General features: G+C 62.7%; 10 protein-coding genes. All 10 read right to left on the bottom strand.

Features of this window, described 5'->3' with window-relative positions; all coding sequences use genetic code 11:
- The coding region (locus tag AB4Z11_RS14085; RefSeq protein ID WP_442025872.1) for a LysM peptidoglycan-binding domain-containing protein at positions 1–697 on the bottom strand (697 nt) is incomplete at its 3' end.
- Positions 694–3,240, bottom strand: a complete 2,547-nt coding sequence (locus AB4Z11_RS14080; RefSeq protein WP_442025871.1) for a type VI secretion system Vgr family protein — start codon at positions 3,238–3,240, stop codon at positions 694–696. The genes AB4Z11_RS14085 and AB4Z11_RS14080, both read right to left, overlap by 4 nt.
- Positions 3,237–3,476 (bottom strand): hypothetical protein, encoded by a 240-nt coding sequence (locus AB4Z11_RS14075; RefSeq protein WP_442025870.1) that lies wholly within the window; start codon positions 3,474–3,476, stop codon positions 3,237–3,239. Before AB4Z11_RS14075 ends, AB4Z11_RS14080 begins: the two co-directional genes overlap by 4 nt.
- Positions 3,477–3,627: 151 nt before the next feature.
- Positions 3,628–4,917, bottom strand: coding sequence for a tetratricopeptide repeat protein (locus AB4Z11_RS14070; protein WP_442025869.1), 1,290 nt, complete (start codon positions 4,915–4,917; stop codon positions 3,628–3,630).
- A gap of 65 nt (positions 4,918–4,982) precedes the next feature.
- Positions 4,983–6,107 carry an ABC transporter ATP-binding protein gene (locus AB4Z11_RS14065; RefSeq protein ID WP_442025868.1) on the bottom strand — a complete coding sequence of 375 codons (1,125 nt, stop codon included), beginning with the start codon at positions 6,105–6,107 and terminating at the stop codon, positions 4,983–4,985.
- A gap of 3 nt (positions 6,108–6,110) precedes the next feature.
- A complete protein-coding gene (locus AB4Z11_RS14060) occupies positions 6,111–7,406 on the bottom strand; it encodes an MFS transporter (RefSeq protein ID WP_442025867.1) in 1,296 nt (431 codons plus the stop codon).
- A gap of 12 nt (positions 7,407–7,418) precedes the next feature.
- The gene (nagZ, locus tag AB4Z11_RS14055) at positions 7,419–8,906 is read right to left on the bottom strand and encodes a beta-N-acetylhexosaminidase (RefSeq protein ID WP_442025866.1); all 1,488 of its coding nucleotides are present in this window, start codon (positions 8,904–8,906) and stop codon (positions 7,419–7,421) included.
- On the bottom strand, positions 8,903–9,706 hold the full coding sequence (locus AB4Z11_RS14050) for a carbohydrate ABC transporter permease (protein WP_442025865.1): 804 nt from the start codon (positions 9,704–9,706) through the stop codon (positions 8,903–8,905). Before AB4Z11_RS14050 ends, nagZ begins: the two co-directional genes overlap by 4 nt.
- Entirely contained in the window at positions 9,703–10,560 is an 858-nt protein-coding gene (locus tag AB4Z11_RS14045; RefSeq protein ID WP_442025864.1) for a carbohydrate ABC transporter permease, read from the bottom strand. The genes AB4Z11_RS14050 and AB4Z11_RS14045 overlap by 4 nt, the downstream gene beginning before the upstream one ends.
- Complete coding sequence (locus AB4Z11_RS14040) at positions 10,560–11,972, bottom strand: ABC transporter substrate-binding protein (protein WP_442025863.1); 1,413 nt, start codon at positions 11,970–11,972, stop codon at positions 10,560–10,562. The genes AB4Z11_RS14045 and AB4Z11_RS14040 overlap by 1 nt, the downstream gene beginning before the upstream one ends.
- Positions 11,973–12,091 lie beyond the last annotated feature (119 nt).

Here is a 12,091-nt window from a genome sequence, read left to right as displayed (position 1 = left end):
TGCCAAAGCCGAACAGCCGGATATTCAATTCTTCGATCAGTGGTCCGCTGTCGCCAACCTTCAGGCAGCCGGTCTTGTCGCAGGTGGCGTTGGCGTCGGTCTTGGGCGTGCCGTTCTCGCCGCGCGCCGGTTCGATCTTGATCGGCACCGGCGTCTGGTCGGCTTTGCTGCTGGGTGGGGCAGCAGCGCCGGGCGTGGCGGCGGGCTTGTCGACAGGTAGCTTGAGTACCCGGCCGATGCTGAGGACTTCGTTCAGCTGCATGCCGTTCAGGCGTGCGATCGCTTCCGCCGTGGCGCCGTTCTTTGCCGCGATGGTCGATAAAGTGTCGCCGCTCTTCACGACATGGGTCTTGCGCTGGTAATCGCCGGCATCGCCATGATGTTCGGCGCTCGTGACGGTTTTTTTTACCTTGCCGCTGGCCAGCTTGACGGAGAACTTCTCCGCCCACGGCACCAGGGTGCTGATCTGCTTCATGCCATCGCTGGCAAAGCGTTCCACGTAGATTTCGAGCTGGGCGCCAATACGCGACGCAAACTGACCAATGGCGCCGCTGCCGTCCGTGCTGCCCTTGGCGACGACCTTGCTGCCTTCGCGGATCTGGTATTTGAGGCCTTCGATGCTGTTGCCCAGCGGGTCAATCAGCTTGATTCTGACCAGGCTGGCCAGGTCTTCGGCGGGCGTATCCTTGGCTTTCATGCGTCTTGCTCGTTGTCGTAATCGTAGATGAGGTTCCATTGACGCAGGCTGGTGCCAGCCAGTACATCGATGTTCTCCTCGGCGGGTACAAAGACCTGGGCCGTGCGGCCATGCTGGTCGAGCAGGCCGGTCACCGCTTTGCCGTCCGCGCGTTTCGCAGCAAACGACACCGCGCCGAAATCATGCTGGACAAAGAGATTGCTGACATCCAGTCGATTGCTGTAGCGGGCCGGAAGATTGGGTACGGCCAGCTTCGGCAGGGCGGGCAGGCTGGCGCTGGCGTTCTGCGGGCCGGTCAAATCCTTCATGCTCGCCTTGAACTCCACCTTGCCGGGCGCGCGCAGCTCGATATTTCCGCCCTCCAGGCGCAGCGCGGCCCCTTGTGCGGTAAGGTGTACATGCTGCTTTGCGGCGATGCTGACATCGGCATCCGTGCTGGCGGCGGTTACAGTCCTGGATGCGCTCACAGTCGTCGGTCCGTCCTGGCTCTGCGTGCTGAATTTGCCGCTGGCTGCGTGCAGATGCAGGCCGGTTTCCTGGTTCAGTTTTTGGCTGTCGTCCGCTTTGCCGCGCGTGAACAGGCTGACGCCGCCCGCAGCGGAATGCAGCAGATTGGCTTGCGAGGCGAAGTTGATGTCCTGGCCGGCTGACATGCTGCCCGTGATACCGGCGGTGAGTACAGCGCTGGCGGGTGTGGCGGCAACGATGCCGGCAGGGCTGTCCCACTGCATCAATGGCATGCCGAATGCTGTGACGCCAGCGGAGGTGCGGCTTGCCAGCGCTTCCGCACTCTTGCGCAGGCCCTCGACTGCGGGCAGCTTTTCCGGATCGGGCTCCTTTGGCAGGCCGGCCTGGTGGGTCTTCGCCAGCTCGGCCAGCGCCTGCAGCCGTTCTGCGCCGGCCTCCACTTGCCCCTGTGCCTCGCGTGACTCGAGCACCTGGCCGCTGGCGCCTTGCGAGGTCCGGCTGCTCAGCAGCATGCCTTGCCCGGCGCGAAGTGTCAGAGCATGTTCGGTTTTCAGCTCGGCGCCGAAGCCCACAGCCAGCAGGCGCTGGTTGTCCGTCTGTTGGCGCAGGAAGCCGAGATTGAGTTCCGCTGAGCCCTGATGCGGCTGGGCGTGGCATTGCAGGGACAGGCGCGACTGGCCTGGCGTATCGTCGAACACCAGTTGGCTGTACGCCCCGGAGCCTGTCTGGCTGCTTTGCAAGGACTGGCTTTTGAGGCCGGACAGCACGGCGGCATGGGCGTACGCTTCAGTCTCGCCGGGGAACCACGCGGGCGCATTGCCGATCGCTGCGCCGTTGCCTTGCGCGACCTGGTTATGCTGCGCGTCAGGCTGCCCTCGGCCGTTGTATAAGGTGCCGATGACGACGGGACGGTCAATATCGCCTTCCAGGAAATCGACCAGCACTTCCTGCCCGACGCGCGGCAGGGCATTGCTGCCCCAGTTGGCTCCGGCGATTGGGGCGAGCGGCGTCGCCACGCGCACCCAGGTACCGGCGCGGTCGTCGGCCGGGGCGCCGGTTTCGCCCGCGGACATTGATGGCGACAGGCGGCTATGGCTGCCATCTCCCCGCTGCCAGTGGAATTGCACCTTGATGCGATGGTCGCGATCCGTATGCACCGGCGCACCGGATGGGCCGACCACGATGGCGGTTTGCTGTCCCTGCACAGTCGGGCGTCGCCACTCGGCTGTACTGCGGTAGGGCAGGCTGGCGCGGATGGCCTCGACGCGGTTGCGGTACAGGGGACGCTCGGCAAGCGGTTCGCGGGTGGCGTGCCGGCTTGCCTCCAGCGGCGAAGGGCCGAGCTTCTGCTGCAGCACCGAGCGTGTTTGCGCCGACAGGTTGTTGTGCATCAGGTGCAGCACGCGCGTGGTCAGCAACTTGCAGGCATCGTCGCCCAGCATCGAAGTTGTGGCTTCGCCTTGCAGTGTAAACGTGGTGCCCGGCGCGATGGTCCGCACCGTGCCGGCGCCGGTGGCGGTATTGCGCCTGGTATCCAGCGCTTGCAGGTGTCTTTCGGCGAGGCGCTGTCCGTGTTCGCGGCTGGTGTAGGCATACGCGCCGGGGACGTCGCTGGCGGTCAAGGGCAGCGCAGCGCTGTCCGCTCCGGCGGCGTTCACGGTGCGTTTGTGCAGGGTGCGGTAATCCCAGCTTTGCAGGGCGATGGCATTGGTCAGCTGGCGCGTTTCCCTGCGCCAGCGGTCCATGCTGTCTTCGCGCATGACGGCACCCGGCTGCGTGAAGTTCACCAGGGCCTGCGCATTGGGCTTGAAGGCGGCGTTATGGTCCGCGATCACCAGGGTATGGCTGCCCAGCGACGGGCTGGCTGCATCGCCAAAGTGTTCGAAGAAGTAGAACAGGCCTTCCTCGGCCATCAGCCGCTCAGCGAAGGCCCAGTCGCTTTCCTGGTACTGCGTGCACAGGCTGCGCTTGGGATAGATGCCACGATCAGCCAACTCGAAGCGCCATGCCGGCGCCAGCTTGCCCTGGCCTCGCCAGCTCGCGAGCAGTGCATCCAGGATGTCGCACACGCTCATGTTCTGGAAAATGCGGCTGTCGCGGCCTTTTCCGCCGTCAGTAGTTCGAGCAGAACGGGCTGGCCGGCCAGCGATTTGAGCGGGATGGCGGCATCGGTCGACAGCGCGGAGATGTCGAACGCGAACGGTCTGCCGATCGCTTCCTCACCGCGCACGCACTCGGCCAGCAGCTGTGCAGTGCCTGCCGGTGTGGTCAGTCGGAGCAGGCGCGTGTCCTGTGTGAGGCGATCCAGCATCGAGTTGTTTTTTCGATAACCATATGGATCGCTATTACAGCGTAGAAATTCTTTTGAGGCAAGCGCGATTCCAATCGTGCGCGCCTCTCAGCAATAAAAAAACGGGAAAAGGCACAGAGCCTTTTCCCGTTTCTAATTCAGCCGAAACTGATTATTGCTCGGCAGCCGGTGCCGCTTTCGCTGGATATGGACGGTTCACCCACAGAATCCAGTAGCGCGCCATGTCGCCGCGGCCATCGGTGCCGGTCACGGTGCTCAGGGTAGCGATGGCGTCTTCCTTCTTGTCAGCCATTGCCTGTGCCACGCCCAGACGCAGCTTGGCGTCTTCCGCGTTCTTCAGGCCGCCCTTGGCGATACCTTGCTTGATCAGGTCGATGCCCTTGTCGTACTCGCCCATCGTCACGTAAGCGTAACCCAGGTTGACCAGGCCGCGGCCGTCCTTGGACTTCTTGGCCGAAGCTTCACCGGATGCGATGTTCTTCAAGTCGTCGGCAGCTTGCTTGTCGGCTTGCGCCTTCAGCTTCTTCTGCTTGTCGGTCTTGATCAGGCCCTGGTTCGACGCGGCGTCCATTGCCTGCTTGGCTTCGGTCGGCTGGCCTTCCAGCAGGGCCAGTTCAGCCATGTCGGAATAGTCTTCGGCTTCCATCTTGGTCATGGCGACCTTCTGCAGACGGTACACGTCCAGCGCGAAGCGGTTGGAGTAGCTGTCCTTGCCACGGGTGCGGCTCAGCAGGTCCAGCCAGTAAGCGTCGTTCGGATACCAGCGGACCAGCGCTTCGATCGCGTTCAGGTAGGTTTCCTTGTCCTTCGTTTTGTTGGCCGCGCTGCCCAGCAGGTGCAGTTCGTCCACGCTCATTGGCTTGTTGGCCTTCATCGCCTCGGCCAGTTCCTTGCCCAGGTCAGTCTTCACGCTGGCGAAGTCGTTGCTCAGGTAAGCAGCGCGCTGGATGGTGGTGTGGAACTTGGTGTCGCCGGTTTCGGTTTCATAACGCTTGAACCACTCGATGGCTTTCGGGTAGTTCTTCAGTTCAAAGTAGGTCGAAGCGATGGCTTGCGTGAAGTTGGTCTTGTCCTTGGCGTCCAGACGGCCGGAGTTGATCGCGAATTCCAGCAGCTTGATCAGGCCTTCCTTGTCGCCCATGCCCAGCGCCACAGGAATGCGCATGCGGTTGATGATGTAGGCTTCGTACGGCGTCTTGTCCGGCATGGCGTCAGCCTGGTCCAGCAGCGCCTTCACATCGGCGTACTTCTTCTGGTCCATCAGCGGCTTGATCGTATTGTTATCCAGCAGCTTGATCATGTCCTTGCGGACGGTTTCCTGCGGCGCGGCGGCGGCTGGCTTCTCATCGGCAGCATGGGCAGCTTGCATCAGTGCTGGGGATGCGCTCAGACCGATAGCGGCGAGCAGCAGGCCAATGCGGGCGAAACGGAATTGGGACATAGTTTTCAATCCTTCAAACAGGGACAAACGTGTATTGTCCCATAAAATCGGAACAATACGGGTTTTCAACAGGGGCCAATTGTAACCAGAGCTTTCGGACGAGCGAAACACTTTCCTTCCGCCCCAAACAGCAGGCAGCGCTCGGGTGGCAGGTGCACGCCGGCAGGTGCGCCGGGCGCGGGCGGCGGAGCGTCCATCGGCAGCTTGACGGCCACCAGTTCCGGTACGCCGGGCAGTGCCATATACACAATGGATATGTCACCGAGGTACTCGATGTGGCCTACCTTGGCCTCGATCTGATTGAACTCGGTCGGCGCCAGCGACAGGTGCTCGGCGCGTACGCCCAGTGTCACCTGGTCGCCGCGCGCGGCCTCGCCGGGCAGGGCTGCCACTTCGACGATAGCGCCCGTCGCCAGCAGCACGGCCACATGTTCCGCGCCGAGGGCCACGATTTCGCCGGGAATGAAGTTCATCTTCGGCGAGCCGAGGAAGCCTGCCACGAACAGGTTGGCCGGCTCGTTATACAGTTCATGCGGCGTTCCGACCTGTTCGATGCGGCCGCCGTTGAAGACCACGATGCGCTCGCCCAGTGTCATCGCTTCCACCTGATCATGCGTCACATAAATCATGGTGGTCTTCAGCTCGCGGTGCAGGCGGCTGATTTCCACGCGCATTTGCACGCGCAGGCTGGCGTCCAGGTTGGACAGCGGCTCATCGAACAGGAACAGTTGCGGCTTGCGCACGATAGCGCGGCCAATCGCCACGCGCTGGCGCTGGCCGCCGGACAGCTCCTTCGGTTTGCGCTCCAGCAGCGGCGAGATCTGCAAGATGGCGGCGGCGCGCTCCACGGCCTCGCGTACGGCAGCCGGTTTGTGGCCAGCCAGTTTCAGTGCGAAGGCCATGTTCTCGTACACCGTCATATGCGGGTAGAGCGCATAGGACTGGAATACCATGGCCAGCTCGCGCTGCGCCGGCGGCACGTCGTTGGCGCGCTTGCCGCCGATGTGCAGCTCACCTTTCGAGATCTGCTCCAGACCCGCGATCATGCGCAGCAGCGTGGATTTTCCGCAGCCGGATGGGCCGACAAACACCATGAACTCGCCGTCAGCGATGTCGAGATCGATGCCGTGAATGACCTGGTGTTTGTCGTCGTAGCGCTTGACGATGTTTTTGAGGGTGACTCCTGCCATCGCTCAGACCACCGTTGCTGCTTCCGCGTCCGCCTTGGCGGGCGTGCGCTGGCGGGCAGTCATCGGAATGAACTGCGACAGCACGGCCACCGGAATCGCAGCAAGCAGCACCCACACGAAGAAATTCTTGTAGCCCAGCGCAAGCTGGATGTCGCCGCTGATCCATTTGAACAGCACGAAGCCCAGCTGCATCACGCCGGTGGAGAAGGCGTAGTGCGCGGTCTGGTATTTGCCCGGGGCGACCACCTGCATCATGTACAGGATCACGCCGACGAAGCCGAAGCCGTAGCCAAACATTTCCAGACTGAGCGCCGCGCCGATCACGGTCAGGTCGGTCGGCAGCGCGTGCGACAGATAATAGAACACCAGGTTCGGCAGGTTCATCGCCAGGATCAGGAACAGGATCGCACGGCGCAGGCTGAGCCAGGAGGTGAAATAGCCGCCGGCGATGGAACCGATGATGAAGGCGATGGTGCCGGTGGTGCCGTACACGGCGCCCACTTCGGCCGTGGTCAGGCCCAGGCCGCCCAGATTGCGTGCATCGCGCAGGAACAGCGGGCCAATCGTCTGCACCTGTGCTTCGCCGGCGCGGAACAGAATGATGAACAGGATCGATACCCAGATACCCGGCTTGCGGAAGTATTCGATGATCACGTCCTTCAGCGTACGCGCCACGCCGGCGATCGTGTGATCCTCCAGCCTGGCGTTGGGCGCCAGCGGCAGCGCCCAGCTGTGGTACAGGCCCAGCGCAATCATGGTCGCGCACAGGATGCAGAAGATGATGGTCCACGCAGGAACGATACCCTGCGATTTTTCCAGAATGCCCGCGAGGATCACCAGACCGCCCAGCGAAATGAAGCGGCCTGCATTGAAGAAAGTGCCGGTCCATCCCGCGTACTGCGCCTGCTGCTTTTCCGTCAGGCTGAAGATGTACAGGCCATCGCAGCAGATATCGTGGGTCGCGGATGCGATGGCGACGAGGGCCAGCATGGCGATGCAGGCCGCCAGCCAGAAGGGCAGATGCAGCGAGATGGCGACAAGCCCCATGCACACGCCGCCAATCAGCTGGAAGGAGACGACGATGAGCTTCTTGCTCGGCGCGAGTTCGAGGAAGGGGCTCCACAGCGGCTTGAAGATCCAGGCCGCGCCGATGTAGGCGGTCCAATGCGCGATATCGTCGTTCGGCACACCAAGGCTTTTCAGCATCAGGCTGGCGATCAGGGCGACGGAGAAGTAAGGCAGGCCCTGTGCAAAGTACAGGGTCGGCACCCACGTCAGCGGGCTGCGGTTGGCGCTCATCGTTTATGGTCCTTATTCGAAACCGGGAACAGGGCAGCGGCCTTGGGCTTCCAACGCACCGGACAACCAGGCGTTGATGGCTTCCAATGCTGGAGCGGCGAAGCCGTAAGTCATCAGTGCCGGGGACTGGATGTCCAGCGCCTGATACGGATTCCACAGCGCCAGGTGCAGGTCCGGCTTCCAGTTGTTGCGGGCGTGGTCGCCGTAGCGCAGGCGCGAGGTGGACGCCAGGAAGGTGAAGCGGCCATCCTGCGGCAGCGCATTCCAGTCGAAAGTGTTGGCGTCGCTGAAGGTGATCAACTCCACTTCGTACAGCTTGCCCAGCGAGGCCGCGACAACACCCGCCGGTACGCCGGCTTCGGAAACGCCGTCGCTCACCACGTCCTGACGTGCAACCAGGCGCACTTTGCTGCCCGCCGCCGGACGTTGCGGGTTGCCGCGCGCGGTCAGTGCGCGGCGCCAGCCTTCGGACATGATTTCGCGATCGGCCGCATCTTCCGCATAAGCACGCGGTGTGCATGGATACTCTTGCGCCAGCGCGGACAGGCGCGCAAGGCGTTCGTCAATTTGCACCTGGGTGATTGAACCGTCGGCGATGGCCTTGGCAATCGCATCCAGCGTTTCGTTCTGCGTTTCCGTGGTGCCCAGCGCCATGACCATGTCGGCGCCCGCCACCAGCGCACGCACGGCGGCATTGCCTACGCCGTAGCGGCCCGCAATCGCGTGCATGTCCATGCCGTCGGTGATGATCACGCCCTTGTAGTCCCACTGATTGCGCAGAATCCCGTCCAGAATGGCAGGCGACATGGTGGCCGGATTTTCCGCATCGATGGCCGGATAGACGATGTGCGCGGTCATCATGGCAGGCGCTTGCGGCGCGGCCATGCGGAACGGCGCCAGTTCCAGCGCGTTCAGTTCGTCGACGGATTTGTCCACAGTTGGCAGGTCGCGGTGAGAATCCACGTGCGTGTCGCCGTGACCTGGGAAGTGCTTGACGCAGCAGGCTACGCCTTCAGCATGGCTGCCCGCCATCCACGCCATCGCCAGTTCGGCGGCGCGCTTTGGCTCCGCACCAAAAGAGCGCTCGGCGATTACCGGGTTGTTCGGATTGTTGTTCAGGTCCAGTACCGGTGCGAAGTTCCAGTTGAAGCCAAGCGACTTCGCGGCACGTGCCACCGCTGCGCCAGTGCGGCGCGCCAGTTCGAGGTCGTCGGCGGCGCCCAGGCCCATCGCGGCAGGCGGCGCAGGCACCCAGGTTGAACGTACCACGGCGCCGCCTTCCTGATCGATGGCGATCAGCGATTCAGGCCCCATCACCGCGCGCAGATCGGCGGTCAGCTTGGACAGCTGGGCGGAGTCGGTCATATTCCCGCGGAACAGGCATACGCCACGGATGCCGTTATCGCGGATGAAGTCTGCCGTCGCGGCATCGAGGACCGTGCCGGGGAAACGGATCATGATCAGCTTACCGGCGATTTTTCTGAGTTCATTATGGGTCATTTAACAGCTCCGTCCATGCCGCGCATGAAATAACGTTGGGTGAAAAGGAATGCCGCCAGTGTCGGCAGAATAGTGATGATGGTGCCCGCCGCGATCACGCGCGTGCTGCTGCCAAAGGTGCCGCGCAAATACAGCACGCCAACCGACAGCGGAAATTCGTCCGGCTTGCTCATCACGATGGATGGCCAGATGTATTCGTTCCAGGCTTCCACCGCGGTCAGGATGCCGACTGTGGCGAGCCACGGTGCGATCAACGGCAGCATGATGCGCGAGAAGATGATCCATTCAGAGGCGCCGTCCACGCGCGCTGCATCGATCAGGTCCTGAGGCACTTCCTCGAATGCCTGCTTCAACAGCAGAATGGCAACCGCCGTGACCACGTTCGGCAGGATCACGCCGGCGTAGGTATCGACCAGGCTCAGTTTGGTGACCGTGATGAAATTGACGAGGAAGTTGACCTCGGAAGGCAGCACCAGCGTGGCGAGAATCAGGCCGAACACCAGTTTGCGCCCACGGAACTGCATGCGCGCCAGCGGATAGGCAGCCATGGAGCACAGCACCAGCTTCCAGAACACCGTGAAGACGGCGATCAGGATCGAGTTCTTGAGGAAGGACAGGATCGGGATCACGCGGAACACTTCCGCGAAATTTGCCAGCGAAGGCGATTTAGGCCAGAAGGTCGGTGGGTAAGCGAAGATATTGCCTTCGGTAGACAGCGCCGTCACCAGCGTCCACCAGAACGGGAAGACGCACAGCAGCGCGATGGCGCCGAGCAGCAGGTAATGGGCGGCAGTCTTCATCGGTGCTTGGGCTTCAGGTAGCGCAGGCAGAGCAGAGCAATGCCGATGCAGATCAGCGAAACGATAAAGCTCGCGGCCAGCGCGCGCGGCAGCTTCAGGTGCTTCAGTCCCTGGTCGTAGGCGTAGTACAGGGCCGTGAAGGTGGAATTCATTGGGCCGCCTTGCGTCAGCACGTCCACTTCCTGATAGGCCTTGAGCGCGGCCAGCACGGACAGGATGGAGCTGACCATGATGGTCGGACGCAGCATCGGCACGGTGATCTTCCAGAATCGCTGCCAGCGGTTGGCGCCATCGAGAATGRCCGCTTCCTGCATGTCGGCGGGAACCGATTGCAGGGCGGCGAGGTACATCACCATATACCAGCCAAGGCCGCGCCACATGGTCACGAACATGATCGCGGCCAGCGCGAGGGCTGGGTCTTGCAGCCAGCCGACTGGCGCGTCGACCATTCGAAGCGCCATCAATGCGTAGTTCAATGCGCCCTGTTCGTGGAACATGAATCCCCACATGATGCCGACCACGGAGACGGTGGTGACTACCGGCACGTAGTAAGCCGCGCGGAATAGCCTAATGCCGGGCAGGTTGTTATTGACCAGCACCGCCAGCGACAGCGCGCCAATCTGCACGAAAGGGACCATCAGCAGAAAAATGAGCGAATTGCGCAAGCCGGTCACGAACATCTCGTTATCGAAGATGTAGCGAAAGTTATCCAGGCCGACCCAGTGAGTAGGACGGATCAGGCTGTAGTCGGTGAAGGCCAGATACGAGCCGTAGCCGACAGGCCAGAACGAGAACACCGCGAGCAGGATCAGCGCGGGAGCGAGGAAGAGCCAGGCGGCCAGGGAGCGCGGCATCAGCGGACCTCCGCCGGCGCGCCCGCGCCCGACTCTGCGACAGCGTACGCCACTGCCTTGTCGCCGCCCGGCTCTGTGACAGTGCACGCCGCTGCCTTGCCGCCAGCCCCTGCGACAGGGCGCGCCGTCGGGGCGGGATGCGCTGGTACTGCACCGGCGGCCGAAGCGGCAGGGTGCGCGGCAAGTTTCTTGTTCCAGATGGCGACGGCGGCGTCCAGCGCGGCCTGGATGTCCTGGCGGCCGGTGACGCCCGCTTCGACGGCTTTCACCAGCGCGCGACGCAGCTCGTCATAGTCTTCGATGCCGGAGACGTACATGGTGCGTGCATGCGGCATCGACACAGCGCCGGCTGCGACAGCCTTCTCCGCCGCGCCCGCGCCAAGCGGCACGGAAACAAAGAACGCATCATTCGCCGCTTGGGTTGAGGATGGATAGACACTGGCCTGCTTGGCAAACGCCAGTGCATTCGCGTCATTGGTCAGGTAGCGCGCAAACTTGCCGATCGCGGGCAGTTGCGACGAGGGCACGCCAGCCGGAATGCCGAAGTGAATCAGCCAACCGCCATCCGCAATGCCCGTGGGGCCAAGCGGCGCGGGTGCGACATCGGTAATCGAATAAATATCCTGCGCGTCCGACTGGATGCGTTTCATGGCAGTCGGTGGCGCCAGCAGCATGCCGAGGCGGCCGCCTTTGTAGGCATCAATCGCGGCAGGGAAATTGTCCTCCGCGAACAGGCTATCCTTTAGCAGACCACCCACGCGGTATGTATCGGCCAGCTTGCGGATGAAGGCGACGTGCGCTTCGGAGTTGAAGACGGCGCGTCCGCCCGCAAGCACGGGCAACCCTTGCTGCATCATCAGTCCATCAATCTTCGACAGCGCGGGACACAAACCAGCCTTGCCCGTGCGCTGGGCGATCTGACGCGCAAACGCCAGCTGCTCATCCAGATTGCGCGGCGCGTGAGGAATTCCCGCAGCGCGGAAGATCTCGCGGTTGTAGGCGATCACCGCGACATTGCTGTACAGCGGGAAGCCGTAGGTCTTGCCGCGGAAAGTGAGGTCCTGGAGCGCGGCGGGCATATAGTGGGCGCCATCAAGCAGGCCGTTGACCGGCTGCAGCAAGCCGTCGCGCGCAAATTCATCAGCCCAGGGTACGTTGAGATTGACCAGCGCCGGCGGCGTTCCGGCCACAATGCGCGTCACCAGTTTGGTCTGGATGATATCCCAGGGGAAGTCGACCCACTCCAGCTTCACGTCCGGATTGGCGGTCTCATAGCGCCGCACCAGGTCTTCGAAATAAGGCGTGAACTTGGGCTTCATGCTGAAGGTCCAGAACTCGATCTTCTGGACCGGCGCCGCCCAGGCGCAGGTAGTCGCGGCCATCAATGCAACAACCATAGTCTTGATCTTCATTGATGGCCGGGGAGGGGATCAGTTGGTCTTGGTGACTTTTTGCAGATGGCGCGGACGATCCGGGTCCAGGCCGCGCGCAGCCGACAGCTTGGCCGCCATCACATAGAAGGCCTGGATTG

The sequence above is a fragment of the Pseudoduganella sp. RAF53_2 genome, from assembly GCF_052113985.1.
Lineage (GTDB): Bacteria > Pseudomonadota > Gammaproteobacteria > Burkholderiales > Burkholderiaceae_D > Rugamonas.
The sequence above is the reverse complement of the archived record's forward strand: the minus strand, read 5'-3'. Positions and strand labels throughout refer to the sequence as shown.